Raw genomic sequence first — 20,514 nt, 5'->3', positions numbered from 1 at the left:
GGTACAGTTCCTCCTCACCTTTTTGATGTTGTCAGCCTAAGATGTGCGTTAGAATGCAAGTTATTAATATCTGTTTTAGCCCGTTGGCACCATTACTTTAGGACTCTTTTGTGAATTACCAAGCCGCTATTTTCGATATGGACGGACTGCTTCTCGATACTGAGCGAGTGTGTAAAAACATCTTTCAAGAAGCGTGTGAATCGTTATCTGTCCCTTTTTTAGAGCACGTTTATCTCGATATTATTGGCCGAAATGCACAAGGTATTGAGCAGGTGATCCGTGCCGGATACGGTGATGATTTAGACTATCCAGCTCTAAATGAAGCATGGCGTTACCGTTATAACGCAGTTGTAAAGCACCAAGCCATTCCAGTTAAAGAGGGCGTGGTTGAGCTATTAACTTGGCTCAAGGCCAACCAGATACCACTGGCCGTAGCAACATCGACCCAAAAAGACGTAGCTAGGATAAAACTCCAATTAGCAAAATTAGACACATATTTTGATATGATCACCACGGGCTGTGAAGTAAAAAGAGGGAAACCCGACCCTGAAATTTACCTACTTGCTGCCCAACGATTAAAGGTAGAACCAACGCTGTGTTTGGCCTTTGAAGATTCTAATAACGGCGTATTGTCAGCGGTTAACGCCAACATGCAGACTTTCCAAATTCCAGATTTAGTAGAGCCAACCCAAGAGATCTTAGCGTTAGGTCATACGGTTAGCCCCTCTTTAGCCGATGTTTTGGTTTCCTTAAAAACGGCTTAAGCTTTATCACTCAAAAAAATGCGCCTGCTGCGCTCTTAGAGCAAACAACAGGCGCATTTGATCTTTTTTATACTGCTAACCAGCGATTACTGACTCACGATCATTATCGACATGGTTTTCCATTTGGAATGCCGATGCCTTTAAAGGTAACGCGAATTCTTTCCACACTGTTTAATGAATAATATTCATGGTTTTGCAGTCTTGCGCTCCAGGTTGTAAATGGCGTTGGCTCAAAGTACACAAACGACAGTTGTTTTGCGACCGCACCATCGGTAATGATGCTGACTTGATTGTTTTGAGCATCATCTAACCGGTAGTAAAAAGCACGAGATAAAGGTAATGCACTGAACTCATATTCCTCCCCTTGGTAACGATCAAGGTAGTTACCCGTATTAGTAATGCTCAGGTAATAATCATCGCCATAGGGTAAGTTTTCCCCTTCCAACATGACTCGAATGGTATTAATTCGAACTCGATCAAAACGGCAGAATTTACTTTCATCCGAAGCAATGGAAAAATTCACCACACCAGAGTCAGCAAACTCGGCGATCGTCTCGGGATCATCAATAATGATATTATCAATCGTGAAGTCATGAGGTGTTGGTTGGAATGACTCCAACGCACGTAAATATTCATCTTCAATGGTTGCAAGATCTAACTTATAATCTAAGTAGCTTTTCTCAAGTGACGGTGTCACCTCGCTGTCTTTCAGAGCCCAATATTTAAACGCATGACTATAACTCGATAACGCGACATAAATAGGACGTTTGAAATGATTCAGTGCACGACTTAACTCTCGCTCAACCTGCGCGATTGAAGCTTGTTTACTGTGGATTTGGCTGATCATTTCATCCAGTCGTGCTTGCTGATTTTTACTAACTTCTGCTGTCACTACCATGTCGATGAGTTTAGATTGTTCGGTGACCAATCTGAGTTGAGTGGCATTTACCGCTTTACCAAACAGCACTTGCTTTTCGAGCTCCACAAGAAACGCACGCGCGCCCACAATACCTAAGCTATCGGCGTAACGCAGATTACTTCTTAGCTCAATCAGCATGGCATCCCACGCGGTGTTACTTTCATCAATGGAAGGCACCGTAAAGTTAAAGCCATCTACCGCATTAGCAATTTTATCTTGGACAATTTTGCCTTTCACTTCATTTGTCAGCGATGCGATGCCACCAACAGTTTTGGTAATGCTATCAATCACAGATGTGAGAGATTTTATGTTGGTGACTAAGTTTTTCGCTTTCGTGATCGCATCAGGCACTTCTGTGGTTAGCTGCTCTGTCACATCATTAATACCACTCAAGTTCCCGGTAAATATTCCGCTAACGGCACTGCCTAACTCGGCAATCGCTTTGAAAATACTCAGCGCAGCATTTAGCTCTTGCTTGCGCTTCCACTTATCTACCCCAATCAAATATTGTGTTTTGGCTGCCAATACTTTTCTGTCTTGCTCATCGTACTGCGCTTTCACTGCAAGCAAACGGTCATTGATTTTATCAATATTGGTTTGAGTACGATCAATAATGGCTTTTTCAGCGTTAATCACATCGCTGATTTGTGCCGCGGCTAGGGTTGCGGACTGTAGTTTGTCATCTTCTGAGTTGGATTGATTGGTAACAATGTCATACTGATCTTGGAACGTCACCATGGCATCGATGTATGCTTCATATTTGTCTTTATACAACTGGTGATCAAGATACGGCACATAGTTGCTGTCTTTACCACTAAAGTAAACAAATTGCTTAAAGGCGAGTGCCTGCAGGTACAAATCCGACAGTAAAGGATCCGCTTTCACGATATTGGAAGACTTTCTCATGATGGTTTCGATCCAGTCTAGCAAGGCTAAGCTGGTCTCTGGCGACTGTGAGAACACCTGCGTTGCCATATCAAACGATTTATTAAAGACATCGCGATAAGCTTCAGTACCAATTTGCAAATACCCCGTGAGTTCATCTTGCTCTTGTGTGGCACGATAGAAATTACCTGCCAGCAGCACGGAGCTGGAAATCTGCTCTTTGGTATTTAAAATACTTTGTATTTCAACACTACCATCATCTAATGTTGAAATAATATCGATAGGCGATTCCATGCGTTCACTAATAACAGTCACCGAGCTCGCACTGCTTTCATTACCTAGTGTAAAGATTGCTCGCCCATTACCCACAATCTTTCGTGCAAAAATAACAATGGATTGATTTTTTACCGACAGGCTAAAAGTGTCTGAAATATCTAATGTGTCGGCGACAATAACAAGGGAAGCCGGTTTCACTTGATGGAGATTTTGTTCTTCTACCCAATCGGATAAATTAATATATAAATCTGATTTTATAACAGAAGCTGAATCAGAATATTCATACGCTGATGATAGCCAACTCGGTGTATTATTGATGTCTTGTAGATTATTAACCTCTGTCCAATCACTTGCATATGTACTGCCAGCGGCAGCCATTAATATAAATAAGGCGGAATAGCGCATATAAACCCCTATAGATATAGAGTTATAACTCTAAATATATTTTAATTTTATTTATGAAAGAGTGTTCACATTCAATATAGGCTGTTTCATGACAGAGATGTCATGAAGGAGCACAGCCTAATTAACTACATTGAATTAATAAATTCGTTTTTAGATATTATTTAATTGGAACAATATAAGCATTTTGAGCAAATTGCTGTGCTTTAACTGCAATATCACGCCACTTATCTTGAACTTGTCCTAAGTTTGCATTGGTAGTAATACTTGCCACAAAGGCTAAGGCATTATTAATCCCACTTGGGCCTTCGGAGATTTCAATTAATGATAATACTGTATCAAAATCGCTATTAATTCCCTGCCAGTGTGATTTTAGTTTATTAACATGAGGAATAACTTTCTCAATGTCCTCGGAAATAGTATTAATGCTGGTGGTTGAACGAAGATACGATGCATAGACTTTTTCTTTATGAGAAAATCGTGCTTCTAATTCAGTTAATTCAGACTGTAAACGGTTACGCTCCATACGCGCCTTCTCAGCTTTATCACCATATACACCCATCACTGGAATCGCCACCATTGGGAACCAAACGTAAGTCACTGCCGTTGCAGCCACTGTAACATAGTGGTCATAATCATCATTAAGTGTTGATATTCTTGAGCTTAATGAAGCTATCTCTTGTTTCATCTTACTGCCATCATCCACGAGGTATTCACTATGAGAATTCTCTAGTTCACCTAGCTGGGCTTTTTGAGAATCAAGATCAGCAGAGAAAGTCAGTAGCTTTTGTTTCGCTTCTTCTACTTGGTGTTGGTTCATCGTAGCTAACTGTTTCATGCTTTTTAGTAACTGAATGGCTACTTGTCGGTTCGCTTCAACGGTTGCCCAGTCACTGTTATCACGCATATTGATTAGTGCCTCAAAAAGAGGAGTAAATAGTGCGGAATGAACACCAGCATAATTTGAAAGCCCTAACGACAAATCAACAATATTAGGATAAATGTCATTTTTCCACGTATATGCAGTGCCATAAACATTTTTATATTCATCCACTAACGCTTGAAAATTAGTAAATGGTACTTCATCTGGAATGCTTAACGCTGATTTCATTTTAGCTTCTGTGGTTGGCAAGCTTAATGCTGCTTCTACATAAGCTTGTATTTCAAACCATTCTTCTTGGTTTAATACAAATCGGTCAGAGTGAATATCAATAAAAGTGCTATTTTCACCGATGATTGTATCGTAGCTTGATGGTGGTATTTCTATATCTTGTGCGACAGCATTATAGTGACCAAATAAACTCATACAAAGTGTAGAAATAACTAGCGCACTTTTTAACTTTTTCATTTTATAACCTTATTTTAATTGTTTTTTATTTTTCGCAGCAGGAAGCTAATCCTTACCAAATGAAATAAGAATATTTTTATTTATATTTAGTAATTACTTAATTAGAAGTTTATGGTTTTATTTCCTCCAAATTATCTGCTGTTATTTTCGCCACTCTACATTAGTAATATATTTAAAATTTAGCGATAGATCTCAATTTTATAAATTTATAAAATTAAATTATCATCAATACCAATACAAAGTGAGATCTATATCCCAACAATGCAGCTAATATTGATAAATTTATTATTTAAATGTATCGGGATAGTTCTAATGACAATTAAATCATTAAGGTCTTTTAATATTTATAATTGTCTCAATACTTGATTATGAATTAAAATATCAGCTGCTGTTTTGTTTAATACAATAATAACACCACTAAAAAGAGGTCTTTATGATTAAAATAAGACAATATAAAAATAGCGACGCCCAAGCCACATGGGATCTTTTTTATAACACAATTAGAAAGGTGAATACTCGCCATTACACCTTAGAACAAGTTCAAGCTTGGGCACCTGATTCATTCGATAAGCAAGAGTGGGCCCAGCGTATGAAAAGACTGAACCCTTTTATTGCGGAGCTTAATGGCGTACTGGTTGGTTATGCCGATTTACAGTCCGATGGCCTCATCGATCATTTCTTTTGCCATCACCAATATCAAGGGCTCGGCATTGGAACACAACTAATGCAGCATCTTTTATCTGAAGGTCAGAAAAGCGGAATAACACGTTACTATTCAGAGGTCAGTATTACCGCTAAGCCTTTTTATGAGCGCTTTGGCTTTACCGTTATTTCAGAACAAAAGGTGCAAGTAAGAGGGCAAACACTCACTAACTTCATGATGGAAAAACACATGACCCATAACAAAAAACCTACAAACTGATACGATATCAGACACTTGTTTAGTATTGCCGAAGCTGCCTCCACGACAGTAATGATGTGATACTTTGGGTAGTCGCTAAGTCCATGTTGTTGGATCAATCATTGAATAAAAAACACTATCACCTAGAAGCTGGTGAGTAAAAAACCTTCACGTAATACCAACCTATGTGTATATAATTCGAACATTTTATTCACTTAATATCACTCCTCAACAAGGAGGCTTCATGCTCGAACGGATACGTAATGCCATTAGATTATATCAAGGGCTACCAAAAGATATTTATGTGATTGCACTGGCCCGATTTATTCTTGGCTTAGGCAATTTCATTATCCCTTTTCTAGTTCTGCTCTTTACACAAAAGCTTGATTATTCTCCGAGTGTTGCGGGCGGGCTAGCCATGAGCGTTACGGCTCTCTATTTACTCGGGGGGTTACTTGGTGGAAAACTGTCGGACAGTTTTGGACATAAAAGAGTGTTGATATGGGGCGAGCTGCTCGGCGCGATTTTACTTTTAGTGTGTGGCTTTTTCCCAGAGTCTCACTTGTACACCCCCATGCTGCTCTTTGTTAGCTATTTCTTCTTTGGTGTCGCGGTTCCTGCAAGTATGGCTCTGGTTGGCGATTTATCGACGCCCAAAAACCGTGACGCAGTTATGTCTTTAAGCTATCTGGCTTACAATTTAGGCTCAGGGGTAGGGCCGATATTGGCAGGCTACCTATTTTGGAATTACACCGCTTGGATTTTCTGGGGAAATGGCTTAGCCGCCTTAATTGGCGTATTGATCATCTTAATCGGCGTCAATTCAACTCATCAAACTCAACACGACCAAGAACATTCAGAACTCGAAAAAGCCACTGATGGCAGTATCTGGAAAGTCTTATCTCTGCGCCCACGATTAATTGTGTTTACTCTTTTGTGCGGTGTACTGTGGTTTTCGCTTAACCAAATGACCATGACAACGCCACTGTATTTAAGCCATCTATTCGACAAGCAAGGAGCGATATTGTTTGGTCAACTCATGACATTTGCCAGCATTTTAGTGGTACTGATCACTCCAATCTTAATGCAAATGACCAAAACTCAGTGCGAGATAAAAAGCTTAGCTTGGTCTGGTGGACTTTTTGCCTTTGGGTATTGGTTGGTGTTTATCAACTCCTCCATACCAATGCAATTTGTGGCTTGGTTTTTCCTTTCGGCTGCCGAAGTTTTACTCTTAACCAAAGAAGGGGTTTATCTTGCCAATCATTCCCCAAGTAGCCACCGAGGCCGAATCAATGGTGTATTAAGTACACTTCGTAATGTGATGGTTATGCCGAGTTATATCTTAGTGGGTGTTTATATCGAGCAACAAGGCTACCAAAATACATGGCTAACCATTATTGCCTGCTCCGTTATTGCATCCATGTTGTTACTGGCTCTTTCCATACAACAGCAGCAAAAAACGCTTTCTGTAAAGGCATAATTTCAAGCATTGCTCGATGAGGTCTTGATACAAAGGTTCTGACAGTCCTGATAGCTGGTTTACCAAAAACGGGTGAATTTTATGGGGTGCTTGTCTAAAGAACATAAAAAATCCGAGTGCATTGAATACACTCGGATTTTGACATTCTAGGAGGCTCATTCAACTGATCAGCATTAAGCACTCTCGCCCCTTTTGCTTTTCAGGTTACAGGCCGAAAAAACGATTGATCCAAATCAACTCACCGAATGCCACCAAATCATAGATAGTAAAAAACACGGCACAGATTACGGCAAGCTTCACCAATCGAATCGCAATTAATGTCATCATTTCCAACTTATATTCTTGTCTGAGTGTCGTTGATTCTTCGCAGTTTACTGGTTTTCCTACGAACCACAACGTATGAAAACCCAGATTGCGTAACAAAGTGTTGCCCTTGCGGTTCTGTACACGCGACTATACCCCTACCGTGTTGTATAAATCCTTTTTGTGTCGCCACTCGTATCTATACTTGAGATAGTGTTTTCAATAAGCCCCTGGGTAACACAAGGAGGGCTGTATGAAACAGATACGATTGTGGCTTATTCCTCTACTCTTGTTCGCCAGCCAAGCGTTAGCGAGCACTGTATGGGTTGTGCCTGTCAAAGGGGCTATCGGTCCTGCACTCAGCGATTATCTCTCTCGTGAAATCGAACAAGCGCAACAAAACGGCGTGGACTTGGTTATCTTAAAAATGGATACCCCTGGTGGGCTTGATAGCTCGATGCGCGACATCATTCATGCCATTACAACGTCTTCTGCCCCGATTGCCACATGGGTAGGGCCGTCAGGCTCTCGTGCTGCCAGTGCGGGTACGTACATTCTTCTCGCCAGCCATGTTGCTGCAATGGCTGAAGCCACCAACTTAGGCGCGGCGACACCTGTCGCATTAGGCGGCGCTCCACAGCCACCCTCTTCTGATGAAGGCAAAGACAGTGCAGGTTCCGAAAACGAACAAACCGCTAAGCACTCAGAAAAAGTACCAGCCAAAACCGCAATGGAAAAGAAAGTCATCAACGATGCAAGAGCTTACATCAAAGGCTTAGCACGCCTACATGATAGAAACGCAGAATGGGCAGAAAAAGCCGTAAGTGAAGCAGCAAGCTTAGACGCCTCAGAAGCTCTGGATTTGAACGTGATTGATTACGTCACCAACTCTCCCGAAGACTTGGTCACCACCATCCATGGTACAGAAGTCAAAATCAACGGAAAGCCGTTTAAGCTCGCGTTAGAAAACCCAACATGGGTGGAACGTGTCCCCGATTGGCGCGCTGAAATGTTAGCTGTTATCACCAATCCAAACGTTGCGTATATCCTAATGCTGATTGGCATCTACGGATTATTATTGGAATTCTACAACCCTGGGGTTGGGCTTCCAGGAGTCCTCGGTGGTATTTGTCTGTTACTCGCTATGTATGCATTGCAAATAATGCCCGTGAACTACATCGGCTTAGGTCTGCTGCTGCTCGGCATTGCTCTGATGATTGCAGAAGCCTTTAACCCTAGCTTCGGCATACTCGGGTTAGGTGGTGTCGTCGCGTTTGTTCTCGGCTCCATCTTTCTATTAGACAGCGATATTCCGGGTTTTCAAATCGCCCTACCACTTATCTTTGGCATCGCCATTTTCTCTGTTGGACTCATCGTCATTACGGTTAGCCTGTTGCTTAAGATTCGCAGCAAAAAAGCTACAACAGGGTTAGAAACCTATCTAGGGAAACTCGCTGTTGTAAGTGATGATTTCGTTGACGGAATTGGTCTTGTTCAACTAGGCGGTGCGTTATGGCAAGCCAAAGCAGAAGAACAACTCAAACAAGGTGACCACGTGACTGTGGTAAAAATTAAAGGTCTGACCTTAACCGTAAAACCCAGTGGCCGCCCTAAGGAATAGGAGACGCTTATGATATCCTACACTGTTGCCGTTATCATCGTTCTGTTGATTGTATTGGCAACACAAATGTTCAAGGTGCTGCGTGAGTACGAGCGCGGCGTTGTATTCTTCCTCGGTCGCTTCCAAGAGGTTAAAGGGCCGGGTTTGATCATCTTAATTCCCTTCATTCAACAAATGGTTCGAGTCGACTTGCGTACTATTGTTTTGGATATACCGACCCAAGATTTAATCACACGTGACAACGTATCGGTGAGAGTCAACGCCGTAGTTTACTTCCGCGTTGTCGACCCACAAATGGCGATCAACAACATCGAAAGCTACAGCGATGCCACAAGTCAACTCGCACAGACAACGCTGCGTTCGGTTTTAGGTCAACATGAACTTGATGAGTTACTCTCAGAGCGAGAACGCCTCAACAAAGACCTTCAATCTATTCTTGACCAACAAACCGACGACTGGGGGATTAAAATTGCAACGGTTGAAGTTAAGCACGTCGACCTCAACGAAAGCATGGTGCGCGCCCTCGCCCGCCAAGCCGAAGCAGAGCGCAACCGTCGTGCGAAAATCATCCATGCAACCGGTGAGCTGGAAGCATCCAATAAGCTAAAAGAAGCAGCACAAATGCTCAACGAAGCCCCCAACGCATTACAACTTCGTTACATGCAGACCCTAACAGAAATCACAACAGATAAGACGTCCACCATTATCTTCCCTATGCCAATCAACCTGGTAGAAGCGGTGTCGGATATCGCCAGAGCGGTGAAGGCAACACAAGAAGAGAAACAAAAAGGGGAAGAAGGGGAAGAAAAAGAATAAATAAAAAGGGAGTAGCTACTTGCTGCTCCCTACTTCAACCGGATGAAATGCTACTTTAAGCGCCAGTCCCCCTTTACCAAAAGTAATGCTTTACTCAAGCCCGCCGTTTTTGATAACTTACCTGCAACGGCATGCTCCAAGCCTCCAGCTCGCGGAAAAGATCAATATCTAGGAGATAAGCTAAATGGTTGCTCATTTGAGTAACTCACAATGTGTATGTTTACCTTCTGTTCTGGTTGCGAGCGCAGAAAATAAAGAATGGTGAATTCATGACAACTCGAAATGCCTTTACATTAAACCTCGCTTACCTAAAAAACCAGGCTAAACGCCGCCTTAAGTTACTGAAAAATTCAGATAAGCATCAGTGGACGCAACTTAGCCTACACCACCCGAAACAGACACTCACCCCAGAGTCCGTCAAATTGGCTGATATTCAACTCGTGATCGCCAGAGAAAAAGGGGTAAGTAGCTGGTCTGCTTTAAAAACGCACATAGAGAATCAAAATACTCACTTACACGCTATTCAGTCGTCTGAGCCCTGCGATGCCGATAAAAACACACTGCACATACGCTGTGGTCACGATATACAACCGATCCTGACTTCTGCGGGTTTTAAGGGGACATTTCTGCCTTGGATTGATCCTTACTGTGTTGGCCCCCTGTTTCTCGATAAAACCAAAATGTTGGCGGAAAGAGCGCGCTATGTAGTTGATAATTATTTATCTGAAATGCCCTCTGCTGTTGCTGATGTTAATCAGGTGATTGAATCTGAACAAGCCAATCACACACAGTTACTATCAACGGAATTTGAGCGTATTGCTGTATGGGTTGAGCATGACAACTACGATCAACTCATGATGGTATATTTACTGGCTCATATGCCTGATCATCAATTGGAACGAACCGAGATCATCGAAGTTAATCAATTTCCAGGCGATCAGCGCTATATGGGTTTAGGTCAGTTACCACCACAAGCCCTTAGAAGCGTTTGGCAACATCGTCGTTCTGCAACGACCAAGATGCGCGACTACGCTCTTCAAACTTGGCATGCCTTATGTGCCACAGAACCAAACGCTCTAATAGCACTGTTATCTGGCTCAATTGATAGACACTTTCCAGATATTAAGCCTGTATTACAACGCCATTTACAAGAACTGCCTCATTCGGCTACAGGTCTAAGTTTAACCCGCTCTCTTGCACTGCAAATTCTAATGGATTTTGGCTGCCTAGATAATTCTGGGAAAAAACTGACAGTAAAAGCCCTATTTAACGAGTACCAAACACGCGAGCCTTTACCCTTTCTTGGCGATTTAATGTTCTGGGCTTTAATTAAGCCCCTTACCCAAACAAAGCCTGCTCTTATTCAACTGACCACCAAAGAGAGTTTCTTTGATCATGAATTATCCCTAACTGAAGAAGGCGTGCGCTGCATAAAAGGGAAGCTAAAATGGCACTCACCTAACTATTGGGTGGGAGGTATTGAAATTACACCCTCATTCGGCTGGCAGTGGGATCATAAGCAGCTGGACACGCTAGCACCCTATGGCTGATTGGTCGTAAAGGCTACTTACCGCCACAGCCTTAACCACACCGCCGTGGTAGTTTCTAATCTAAACAATATAAATCCCTTACTTCGCTAATGAAATAAGGGATTTTTGAGGTAAGGTGATTTGAACACATACCAATGGGCGGACTTATAAGCAGCGTAACTAAGAGATAGCGAGTCTGCGTACTAATGTGATACCAGACACCACGACGGACACGCAGCTAACCGCCACCAAAACCACACCCAAATTCTGAACATAGCCTGTAACGCTAAGGCCAATAGCTAACAAAGTATAATATGCTCCGCCAAACAGAGCACTGGCCTTACCCGCATCCCCTTTGTAATTGATCAGTGCTCGGCTCAAAATATTAGGGATCGCGATACCAAAACTTATCACCACCAACATCATCGGCAGCAAAAACAGCAAGGTGTTTTGGCAAAAAAATACGCCCAATGCTCCCAATAATGCCACTCCACCAGCAACATTTAAGATGCCATCTTCCTCTAGATTACTCTGTAATAATCGAGTATTTACTAGGCCGCCAATAAATACACCACAAGCCAGTACGATGCCACTGCAACCAAACTCTTGAGATCCGTAACCCAATTGTTCAAACAAAAATGGGGCTTGTAAATAATACGAAAACAGCAAGATGTTATACACTGCTACCAACACTGCGTAGCGCCAAATGCTGAGATCTTTACACATCGCTGTTCCAATACGCGTAAGCGAAGATAAGGCTTGGTGATGAGGTATGGTTTCTGGTAACTGACTCAATGTTAAAACAATAAGCAAAACCGCAAACAAACCTAAGAATAGAAATACAGCACTTACTCCGCCACTATTCGCTAACATTCCTCCAAGTAATAAACCAAGCACCGGGCTCAGCGCTATCCCCATTCCCATCCACGAAAATACCTGACTCAGTTTTTTACCCTCAAAACAGTCTCGTAATATCGTTTGGCAAACCACTGAACCCACCGCAGCACCAAAAGCACTGGTTGCCCGTAGACCAAGTAGCAGTGTAAACTCTGTCACCCACACAGCCGCAATAGCACTCATGCCGTACACGCACAACCCACATAACATGGTTGCTCGTCGGCCAATGTGATCCGCTAAAATACCCCAACCAATCACGCCTAATGCAAAAGCCACAAAATACACAGATAAAGTCTGACTCGCATGCTGGGCACTCACCTTAAATTGCTCGGCAATATGGGGCAATACTGGGCTGTAAATCGTTTCTGCAATTTGTGGAAACATCATTAATGTCACCATTAAAAATACCGGTGGCACTTTCTTCATTGTTCAATCCTCGTTGTTTTTTTACTAGTCTACCCAGCCATTTCATGGTCGAATAACACAACTAAGACAAAAAACATCAAGAAAAAGACAGATGGCATTCATTAATAACAACACGATTTTTAATATCGATGAATTACCAAACCCTATTATCGGTATCGCCGCCACAGTAGCCCAACACGATTCTGGCATTCATCAACATCAAAAAAGCCAACTTCTTTATGCGCCTCGTGGCTGCATGCGCATTTCATTAAATAATCAAGTCTGTGTTCTACCACCAAGTCGTGCGGCATGGATCCCTGCCAACGTGCTCCACCGTGCCACAATGACCAATATTGTGGATTATCGCTCGGTGTATTTTTGCAATACGGGGGAATATCAACTGTCTGATAGCGTGAAAATAATTGAAGTCACGGATTTACTGAAAGCATTAATTGAAAGAATGGCATTTTGGCCTTGGGATAAGAAAGAAGAAGAGCAAACCAATACCGCTGCACTATTTTTTGAAGAGTTAAGAGCAGCCAAAGAAGAAACACTGCAATTGCGCTTCCCCACAGATAAAAGGGTAAACGCCTTTTTACACCAGTTAAGCTCACCGGGTGCTCTTGCGCCACCCTTGAACCAGCTACAAAAACAAATTGGTGCCAGCAGTAAAACCATCAGTCGTATTTTCAGTAAAGAAACCGGAATGTCGTACCAACATTGGCGTCAGCAGTGGCGTTTACTCAAAGCCATAGAATTGCTCTCCACTGGACTGCAAGTCAATGATGTTGCTTATCAATTAGACTTTTCCAGTGACAGTGCTTTTATACACTTTTTCCGCCAACAAACGGGAAAATCGCCAATGCAATACTTATAAAAGCAACTGAATGAAGTACGAGACTTAAGGATGATTACTGTACCACTTATCAAGTAATTCTTTACCAAAGATAACTTCAACTTGCATATGAAGTGTCAGTAGAATGATGGCTAATAACACGCAAGTAATATTAAACCAGAAGGTATACCTAGAACGAGTTTTCACGTCGTAAATAGCAATATTTAATGCCACAAGTAAAAATGGGTAACACACGAGCAGTGCAATAAATGCCCCTAAATAATTAGAAATCGCCATTTGTTCCATTATTTATCCCCCTTTATTTTAACCACTATAAAGTTAAGGTAATTACGCTGTATTTGATACGTTTATGCACCAGACACTCTTTTTGTTTCGATGCACACAACACCTTGAATGCAAGTGATACAGTATAAAAAACGCTAATACAGTAAAGCCGATCAAAAAGATCGGCTTTCGGCGTATCACACTATTTTATTTATTCAACGCTATTTATTGAGTTTGCTCTTTCCATACACCCCACGGGCCTGTTGTCCCTGGCTCTTCACCTGTGGTCCACCATTGAGCCAACCATTTTTTCCCTTTGTGATCGACAATGTCTCCGGTGTCATACACACCATCGGTACGCCACGCGTTTGTCGGTGTTGTTGGCGGAATAGGATCCACCGCTTTAATCAAAGAAAGCTGATAAGACGGCGTCGCCGTTGGAGCAAATACACGATTGGCATGCACATTTTTGCTATCAAACATATAGTGATTCATCTCTTGATGCCAAATGCCGACAAACCACTTACCTTTTTTCAAATCATTGAACTGACCAGCCACTTCAGCAGGCCATGTTTGTGTATTATTTGCAGTGATGGCCAATGAAATATCAGTGGTTTCGCTACCATTCACATCAAAGGTCCTGAATCGAATCGTATCGCCAGTTTCCACCAATCCAAAATCGGGAGTCACAAAGTAGCCAAGATCCACTAAATTGTTAGCAGGCGGAGTAGGATCGGTCGGATCCGTTGGGGTACCACCCGTGCCATTGAAGGTAATGTCACTGCAGTTATAAAACCCTTCACCAGCAGGATCTTCACGTTGCCAACGCGTATATAAAATCGCATCTCCCGTTCGATCCGCAGGTAATGTCACTTTTATACGGTATTTTTTATCTTCACCAACCGCCACATTACCAGCGGTATCAACTAGCTCCAAATCATTCCAAGTTAGAGGCACTAATGGATCGTAGGTCGGCTTAGTCAGATAAAACTGCCAATAAGATGGGTTATGCGGTGCCGTTGCATTAAACACAAGATCGATTTGGTTGTTAGCATCTAATTTTATGCCTGTTCTTTGCCAGTGCGCAGAGCCAACATCCAACCCTTCTTTTGCCGTAGAGCCTGCCGAGCATAAACGGCCATCCATCACAATCGCTTGTACATGCGCCATGTCTTGATGATTAGCCACATTGGCAGCCACTTCATTTCGCTGAACAAATGGATAAGCGCCAGAAACATCAAATGCAGCCTGGCAAGCTGCATTGGGAATGCTGTTCTCCCAAAAGCCACCATCTAAATAACAAATGTTTTGCCTCGCATTTGGAAATTCTACCCAACCATGAGCATCCACTGTGGGTACAGACACCACGTTCATCAGCCCTAAAGTAAGTGCCACCGAACCACCGAGTTTTTTCATTCTTCTCTTCCTTAATTTGAGTTTATTATCGGTTATCGACCTGTAAAACAATTGACTTCGTAACACGCTATTTACGCTATCAAATTAGCAAACCTGTACAAAAAAAGAGCGAATGTATGGATAAAACTCGGAATAAAGAGTGAATTTGCAAACTCAATTCCAATGAGGAATACAAGATGTGAAAAAACCTGCTTTTTCTTCGAGTCGCTTCAAGTTTGTTCACCTTTCCCCCTCAATAATCCCGCCTTCAAAAGTCTACACTCCCCACTCAATCGCAGCAGTCTTTTCGCTCAACACACAATCAGAGACAGAAAACATACAACCTACCCTTGTAATTTAAATAACGCTGATGAAAGTCGCCTTTATTAAGAAAAAAGATGAAATATTTATTCAGGAATCATTCACAGTCAAAGCTATACAGTGACCGTATGAATAAATAACGGCCACAACCCAATGTATACTCCAAACCGTTCCACCTCATTAAAAACCCAAACTCCTCAACTTATCGCCCTAATAACTGTCTGTAGTGGGATCTGGTTTTTGATCCCAACGACTTATGGGATAACACAAACCGTTTCCACCTATTTTGCCCTCATTTCTATGCTAGCGATGGCACTTGCTATGTTTATCAGCACACGCCCTAAGTGGATCGAGCCACTGTTAGGCGGTATGGATAAAGCTTATCTATGGCACAAGTGGTTAGGTATCGTAGGGTTAATTGGCGTTTCATTACATTGGGCTATCGTGCCCGGTTCAGTCGGTGACGGTGACCATTCATTTTTAGCCGAAAGCGGAGAGGACGTCGGAGAACTGGCCGTCAATTTGCTGCTATTTATGGGTGTGCTAAGCATGTGCCGCTGGATACCATATCGTTGGTGGCGCTATACCCATCGATTAATGGGGCCTATTTTTCTACTGTGTGCTTATCATAGTCTTTTTTCCAACGGCCCTATCACGCTAACTGAACCAGCTGGGCTATTACTCATCGCTATTTGTGCGTTAGGTTGTACAAGCTGGCTGTACAAAACGTTTTTCTATCACCACCGAATTAAACCTTATACAGCCACAGCGATAAGTTCATTAGGTAGCGCGATTGAGGTCACGTTAACTCCCCAGCAGCAACCTATACACCATAAAAGTGGGCAATTTGCTTTCATCGATTTTCATCTCTCAAATTCTGAAAATTTTCACCCATACACGATTACGTCAAGCCCCGATAAACCGGAGCTTACCTTCATTATCAAGGCTCTGGGCGATCATACAACCCAACTTCAAACCGCAATCAGGCAAGGGCAAACCGTCAGCGTAGATGGTGCATACGGTCGATGGCACGCAACCCAAAAAACCAAGCAACCCCAAATTTGGTTAGCAGCAGGCATTGGGATCACACCTTTTCTAGCGTGGCTTAATGAAAGCCGCCAGTTTCCCAATGAAGTTCACCTTTTTTACAGTGGTAATGGACATTTATCCGAGCAAATAAAAGCCAAACTGTACGCACTTGCACAGAATAAAAACATTACGTTGCATATCAGAGAAGCCAATGCAATGCGGTTAACCGCCAAACACATTCTTACAGTAATTAAACAACCATTAAAACAGTATCAAGTGTTTGTTTGTGGGCCAACTTCCTTTACGGCCGCATTACATACACAATTAAAAGAGTGCGGGTTACCGGAACATTGCTGGCATAATGAAAACTTCTTAATGCGTTAATAAAAAGCTTATTACAACTAAGAAAAATTGAAGGGTGCTTCCCAATTATCAACCTTAAGTTGGGAAGCCATAGTTATTATCAAATATCCATCACGCCAGGTCTTACTGCAAATGACCTCTTCACCTGAGTTTCAATCTTTAAAAATACACAAAGAAGCAGGTTTACAAGGCCAATTGAATATTGAAACACGTGTTCCGTTATCAGCGAGGCGCTGAGCCCTGTAAACACCATCCACAGGGCTAAGCGCCACCCAAGCTAGGCTTTATTTTTTAGAGGTGCCATCTTCACCAAGCCAAGTCCACCCATGATAAGTATGGCCATTAACTACCGCATTAAAGCCAATCGTCAGTGCATTTGGGTGCTCCTGTTGCTGCCAGTTATTCACACTGGAATCCATCGCTTCAAAAATATAGTTATTGGTATAAAAGGTATAAGGGCCTGTTACCGTCGAATACTCATACGCGGCAAACATAGTTCGCCCACCTAAAGTTAAAGCGGCTACTTGGCTGCTTAGCACTTCTGCGGAAGACTGACCAAATAAAGACAATGAGTTAACAGACATCCCCGTATTGCCTTCTAAATGTGCATTCCCCCACAGATCTATTTTCTCAAATTCGCTGCCATCTTTAGCAAGCACGGCTGAAGTATCACTAATGATCAAAGAAACCTCTTGGTTACCTTTGTTAAATTGAGCATAAGAACTGCCGCTCACTCTTAAATCTACCGCCCTCTGGTTTGCCGAAATTAAGCTACTATTACCCAACACATAGATATGAGGTTTTTCCTGTGTTTCTCCATAATGATAATTGCTACTTAAACCCTCAATATTCACCACAGCATTATGCTCGACACTGAGCATTTTCTTACCCGCAGGCAAATCAAAATGCAGATTTTTAAAAGCCACATTGCTGCTGGTTATTTGAGCGGCACTGCTGATGTCTTGGCGATCTGGGATCGAAATAATGGCTTTTTCACCCTCAGCACTCTGCAAGACCGTTTTTTGAGTTCGATTAATTTCAATCGGCCCTTCACACTGACCAGAGAGGACTAAATTAAGTGCTTTTCTTGGCTTACGTTTCAGAGCATCTTTTAATGCCGATGGTGAGCGCTCACAATTTACTTTAATAGTGGCTGTATTAGCTAATTTCGACGTCTCTGAGAATGCGAAAGGCGTTACTAATACGCAACCAAGACCAGTGATAGCAGCAGCTAATTTTGTTTTTTTAACGTATTTCATTGACTTCCCTGTTCGGTTGTTTGAGTGAACAGACATGATGAAAGACACGCACAGCAAATATCCAGTTCCTGTAAGCCAACATTTCATGAAAAATAAGCTTAACCAGTGCTTTCAAGTGCTCTGGCACCTTTTCAAAATAAACAAACTGAATGAAATTCATGAATTATAATCTCCCCTAAGGTAAAAATAAGACAATGAAAAATAAGGCAATATTATTCATTTCATGAAACACGTTAAAATTGTTAAATTTATTTCCCCCAAAAGGAGTGAACTTATAAGCCGTTAACCGATTTCTACCTACTCGTTTTTCTGATACTTAAATCAAGGTTCTGTGACAAAGCCGCGGATAACTATTTATAGGGTGGCAAGATCATTCATTAAAAATAATGACCGTTTGAAAGGTGCTTGATGAAAAGCCAAGGTGAATTGGCTAACTTGTTACAGGCCTAATCTTCGGAAAAGGATGCATGCGGTATCGAGGCAATTTCAGATACAAGGAAGGCGGTTTATGGCGCTAAATACAGTGTTAGAGCAAAGAGAGTATTAGGGCAAAAGAGTATCTAACGGTAAAAGGGATGGGTGAGAACAGCCCTACTCAAACCAGTGAGCATTTTTTTGCTTCACAGCAGCAAGAAAACTTCCACCAATAGGCAACTCATGATCTTCAATCACAACCACAAATTTACCTTGGCTACGTTCGCGGATACCTTCAACTTTTTGAGGGTGGACTAAATATGAGCGATGAATTTGCAGCAGAAACTCATCGTCGTAATATTTTTTTAATTGTCTTAAGCGGCTATAAATATATTCAGGCTTATCATGCCGATGAAGGTGTAAAGCGGTGTACCCCTTTTCAGCTTGAACGTAGAGTAGTTTGTTTTTGTTACTGCTGATCTTATGTAACTCAGACAATAAACTAGGATCATTACTTAGTTGTTGAATATGCGTGCTCAGATAGGTCATCATGTGCTTAAGCTGTGCCGAAATAGGCCCCTCTGACACCGTCAGTTTATATTGCTGCTGCTTTTCAGCCAGATACTGCTTCAACTCTGTCATCTCACTCGGTGAAATAGCGCTTAATAACTCTAGTCGTGATTTTAATGCCATCAGCTCTCTGGTCATTGTGATCTGTTTTTGTTTATTTTTATGTCGATAACCAAACCCAATAAAAAGAAACAGCGGAATGAACACCAATAAGATTCCGCCTTGGACAAACCAATTGATTTTCTCTTTCCTCACCTCAATGAAAAAAGAGTCATACCCTTTTTGAGCTAAAAGCGTAGATGCTTGGGTTGTTAAGCTGGCATCCGCCCCTAAATCTTGAACGCTGATGCCAGCCAAATCATGTAAGTGAATATAATCAATTTTTTCTTTCAATGATCTTGTACTTTCAAAACTAATAAAATGGCCTGTTAGAGCATTAAAAAGATAAGAAGCTTTGGCTTGATCATCCCAAAAAGACTGATAGTGCTCAGTAAAAAACAGCTCATGAATACTTTGTTGATGATATAGCCCAGTATTTGCTTGCTCGGGCACAGAATAATCCCCTGCGGGAATGGATTGTGATGGCTGAAACAAACCCAGTTTGTGATCACGTACCCCCAGCCAACCGTGCCCGAAAGCAGGAACACTGATTACCAGTTTATTTGCTGGCACTCGTTGCTGTAATAAATACTCAATAGATTCACTGACACTACCAGTAAAGATAGAGGGGTTGTCCACAGGCGTGTGTAATGGGGAAGCGTGGCCAGTGTGATTTTGCCAATGTCCGGCTAAATCTAACGTGAGTACCTCAATAAAATCCACGGTCTGACTCATGTCAGCGACGGGAAGATAAGCTAAGTCATCCGTCAACACTGAAACAGTCACTATCAATGGCATTGTAGGATAAGCTTGGCGAATATTTCTTAATAAACGTAATAAGTAGGCACCGTCATGATCCCGCTGACCCACTGTACTTTCGCGGCTAATGCCAGGGTAGCGCCAATCAATGCTCACCCCATCAAACTCACTGTTCGCAACAAGCTCACCAATATTTTTAATCAATTGATGAGATTTAGCTTCATCAGCCACAACCGAAGGATAGTGCTTAGAGAGTGTCCACCCTCCAATACTGGCTAATATGATCAATTCGGGTTGTTGTTGCTTAAGTTGCTGTAATGCTTTGAAATGAGATGACGCTAGCTCTGGATGTAAGATTTTAATACTCGCATCAGGGGTGAGATCAAGATGATTATAAACAAGGTGTGTTAACGGCTCCGTTTGTACCTTATTTAACTGGCCATTCCATTCAAAAAAATGACCAACTAACCATTTGTCTGAGGCAAATACTTGAGTTATCGAAAAGAAATACGCAATACACAGTAATATAAGCAGCTTGGTTCGCTTCATATCTGGTCGAAAATATAATTTTTCACTTCTATGGTTCTTCATTAAGAGGCAATAACCTACTTTAGCCCCTTTATTATCAGGATCACA

16 protein-coding genes are annotated in these 20,514 nt (G+C 42.0%); 8 read left to right on the top strand and 8 right to left on the bottom strand.

Translation table 11 applies throughout. The features are described 5' to 3' along the window. Nucleotides 1-110 precede the first annotated feature (110 nt). Nucleotides 111-764 carry an HAD family phosphatase gene (locus MHO82_RS14340; protein WP_239184641.1) on the top strand — a complete coding sequence of 218 codons (654 nt, stop codon included), beginning with the start codon at nt 111-113 and terminating at the stop codon, nt 762-764. Nucleotides 765-867: 103 nt separating this feature from the next. Here MHO82_RS14340 and MHO82_RS14335 read toward each other — a convergent pair whose 3' ends face one another. Further along, nucleotides 868-3,249 carry a hypothetical protein gene (locus MHO82_RS14335; protein ID WP_239184640.1) on the bottom strand — a complete coding sequence of 794 codons (2,382 nt, stop codon included), beginning with the start codon at nt 3,247-3,249 and terminating at the stop codon, nt 868-870. A 157-nt stretch (nt 3,250-3,406) separates the two neighbouring features. Next, nucleotides 3,407-4,594, bottom strand: a complete 1,188-nt coding sequence (locus MHO82_RS14330; RefSeq protein WP_239184639.1) for an alpha-xenorhabdolysin family binary toxin subunit A — start codon at nt 4,592-4,594, stop codon at nt 3,407-3,409. Between the two features lie 433 nt (nt 4,595-5,027). On the opposite strand from MHO82_RS14330, the gene MHO82_RS14325 reads away from it, so the two are divergent. Both MHO82_RS14325 and MHO82_RS14320 read left to right on the top strand, forming a co-directional pair. Continuing rightward, nucleotides 5,028-5,516 carry a GNAT family N-acetyltransferase gene (locus tag MHO82_RS14325; RefSeq protein WP_239184638.1) on the top strand — a complete coding sequence of 163 codons (489 nt, stop codon included), beginning with the start codon at nt 5,028-5,030 and terminating at the stop codon, nt 5,514-5,516. A 223-nt stretch (nt 5,517-5,739) separates the two neighbouring features. Beyond that, nucleotides 5,740-6,978 carry an MFS transporter gene (locus tag MHO82_RS14320; protein WP_239184637.1) on the top strand — a complete coding sequence of 413 codons (1,239 nt, stop codon included), beginning with the start codon at nt 5,740-5,742 and terminating at the stop codon, nt 6,976-6,978. A gap of 204 nt (nt 6,979-7,182) precedes the next feature. Here MHO82_RS14320 and MHO82_RS14315 read toward each other — a convergent pair whose 3' ends face one another. Beyond that, complete coding sequence (locus MHO82_RS14315; protein WP_239184728.1) at nt 7,183-7,401, bottom strand: hypothetical protein; 219 nt, start codon at nt 7,399-7,401, stop codon at nt 7,183-7,185. A gap of 133 nt (nt 7,402-7,534) precedes the next feature. Here MHO82_RS14315 and MHO82_RS14310 point away from each other — a divergent pair, with 133 nt between their 5' ends. The 3 genes from MHO82_RS14310 to MHO82_RS14300 all read left to right on the top strand — a co-directional run bounded on the left by MHO82_RS14310 (nt 7,535) and on the right by MHO82_RS14300 (nt 11,268). Further along, complete coding sequence (locus MHO82_RS14310) at nt 7,535-8,902, top strand: nodulation protein NfeD (RefSeq protein WP_239184636.1); 1,368 nt, start codon at nt 7,535-7,537, stop codon at nt 8,900-8,902. A 9-nt stretch (nt 8,903-8,911) separates the two neighbouring features. Continuing rightward, on the top strand, nt 8,912-9,718 hold the full coding sequence (locus tag MHO82_RS14305; protein ID WP_239184635.1) for a slipin family protein: 807 nt from the start codon (nt 8,912-8,914) through the stop codon (nt 9,716-9,718). Between the two features lie 269 nt (nt 9,719-9,987). After that, nucleotides 9,988-11,268, top strand: coding sequence for a DUF1835 domain-containing protein (locus MHO82_RS14300; RefSeq protein ID WP_239184634.1), 1,281 nt, complete (start codon nt 9,988-9,990; stop codon nt 11,266-11,268). Nucleotides 11,269-11,427: 159 nt separating this feature from the next. Here the strand turns inward: MHO82_RS14300 and MHO82_RS14295 are convergent, their stop codons facing one another. Next, nucleotides 11,428-12,570, bottom strand: a complete 1,143-nt coding sequence (locus MHO82_RS14295) for an MFS transporter (protein ID WP_239184633.1) — start codon at nt 12,568-12,570, stop codon at nt 11,428-11,430. A 91-nt stretch (nt 12,571-12,661) separates the two neighbouring features. On the opposite strand from MHO82_RS14295, the gene MHO82_RS14290 reads away from it, so the two are divergent. Continuing rightward, nucleotides 12,662-13,426 (top strand): helix-turn-helix transcriptional regulator, encoded by a 765-nt coding sequence (locus MHO82_RS14290; protein ID WP_239184632.1) that lies wholly within the window; start codon nt 12,662-12,664, stop codon nt 13,424-13,426. A 24-nt stretch (nt 13,427-13,450) separates the two neighbouring features. Here MHO82_RS14290 and MHO82_RS14285 read toward each other — a convergent pair whose 3' ends face one another. Then, nucleotides 13,451-13,690, bottom strand: coding sequence for a hypothetical protein (locus MHO82_RS14285; RefSeq protein ID WP_239184631.1), 240 nt, complete (start codon nt 13,688-13,690; stop codon nt 13,451-13,453). Nucleotides 13,691-13,894: 204 nt separating this feature from the next. Continuing rightward, nucleotides 13,895-15,043: a lytic polysaccharide monooxygenase gene (locus tag MHO82_RS14280; protein ID WP_239184723.1), complete on the bottom strand. Its 1,149-nt coding sequence runs from the start codon at nt 15,041-15,043 to the stop codon at nt 13,895-13,897. 495 nt (nt 15,044-15,538) lie between these two features. On the opposite strand from MHO82_RS14280, the gene MHO82_RS14275 reads away from it, so the two are divergent. Then, nucleotides 15,539-16,798 (top strand): ferredoxin reductase family protein, encoded by a 1,260-nt coding sequence (locus MHO82_RS14275; protein ID WP_239184630.1) that lies wholly within the window; start codon nt 15,539-15,541, stop codon nt 16,796-16,798. A 263-nt stretch (nt 16,799-17,061) separates the two neighbouring features. Here MHO82_RS14275 and MHO82_RS14270 read toward each other — a convergent pair whose 3' ends face one another. Together MHO82_RS14270 and MHO82_RS14265 are read right to left on the bottom strand one after the other, a co-directional pair. Beyond that, nucleotides 17,062-18,036 carry a hypothetical protein gene (locus tag MHO82_RS14270; RefSeq protein WP_239184629.1) on the bottom strand — a complete coding sequence of 325 codons (975 nt, stop codon included), beginning with the start codon at nt 18,034-18,036 and terminating at the stop codon, nt 17,062-17,064. A 591-nt stretch (nt 18,037-18,627) separates the two neighbouring features. After that, nucleotides 18,628-20,427, bottom strand: a complete 1,800-nt coding sequence (locus tag MHO82_RS14265; RefSeq protein WP_239184628.1) for a glycosyl hydrolase family 18 protein — start codon at nt 20,425-20,427, stop codon at nt 18,628-18,630. Nucleotides 20,428-20,514 lie beyond the last annotated feature (87 nt).

Source organism: Vibrio sp. Of7-15 (genome assembly GCF_022347565.1).
Taxonomy (GTDB): domain Bacteria; phylum Pseudomonadota; class Gammaproteobacteria; order Enterobacterales; family Vibrionaceae; genus NORP241.
Note: the sequence above shows the minus strand (reverse complement) of the source record. Positions and strands in the feature narration are given on the sequence as shown.

What these genes read in the sequence shown, in the direction of transcription:
- MHO82_RS14325 (WP_239184638.1), top strand. Translation starts at nt 5,028, where the DNA reads ATGATTAAAATAAGACAATATAAAAATAGCGACGCCCAAGCCACATGG.
- MHO82_RS14320 (WP_239184637.1), top strand. Translation starts at nt 5,740, where the DNA reads ATGCTCGAACGGATACGTAATGCCATTAGATTATATCAAGGGCTACCA.
- MHO82_RS14305 (WP_239184635.1), top strand. Translation starts at nt 8,912, where the DNA reads ATGATATCCTACACTGTTGCCGTTATCATCGTTCTGTTGATTGTATTG.
- MHO82_RS14265 (WP_239184628.1), bottom strand. Translation starts at nt 20,427, where the DNA reads ATGAAGCGAACCAAGCTGCTTATATTACTGTGTATTGCGTATTTCTTT.
- MHO82_RS14280 (WP_239184723.1), bottom strand. Translation starts at nt 15,043, where the DNA reads ATGAACGTGGTGTCTGTACCCACAGTGGATGCTCATGGTTGGGTAGAA.
- MHO82_RS14290 (WP_239184632.1), top strand. Translation starts at nt 12,662, where the DNA reads ATGGCATTCATTAATAACAACACGATTTTTAATATCGATGAATTACCA.
- MHO82_RS14300 (WP_239184634.1), top strand. Translation starts at nt 9,988, where the DNA reads ATGACAACTCGAAATGCCTTTACATTAAACCTCGCTTACCTAAAAAAC.
- MHO82_RS14295 (WP_239184633.1), bottom strand. Translation starts at nt 12,570, where the DNA reads ATGAAGAAAGTGCCACCGGTATTTTTAATGGTGACATTAATGATGTTT.
- MHO82_RS14270 (WP_239184629.1), bottom strand. Translation starts at nt 18,036, where the DNA reads ATGAAATACGTTAAAAAAACAAAATTAGCTGCTGCTATCACTGGTCTT.
- MHO82_RS14330 (WP_239184639.1), bottom strand. Translation starts at nt 4,594, where the DNA reads ATGAAAAAGTTAAAAAGTGCGCTAGTTATTTCTACACTTTGTATGAGT.
- MHO82_RS14310 (WP_239184636.1), top strand. Translation starts at nt 7,535, where the DNA reads ATGAAACAGATACGATTGTGGCTTATTCCTCTACTCTTGTTCGCCAGC.
- MHO82_RS14285 (WP_239184631.1), bottom strand. Translation starts at nt 13,690, where the DNA reads ATGGAACAAATGGCGATTTCTAATTATTTAGGGGCATTTATTGCACTG.
- MHO82_RS14275 (WP_239184630.1), top strand. Translation starts at nt 15,539, where the DNA reads ATGTATACTCCAAACCGTTCCACCTCATTAAAAACCCAAACTCCTCAA.
- MHO82_RS14335 (WP_239184640.1), bottom strand. Translation starts at nt 3,249, where the DNA reads ATGCGCTATTCCGCCTTATTTATATTAATGGCTGCCGCTGGCAGTACA.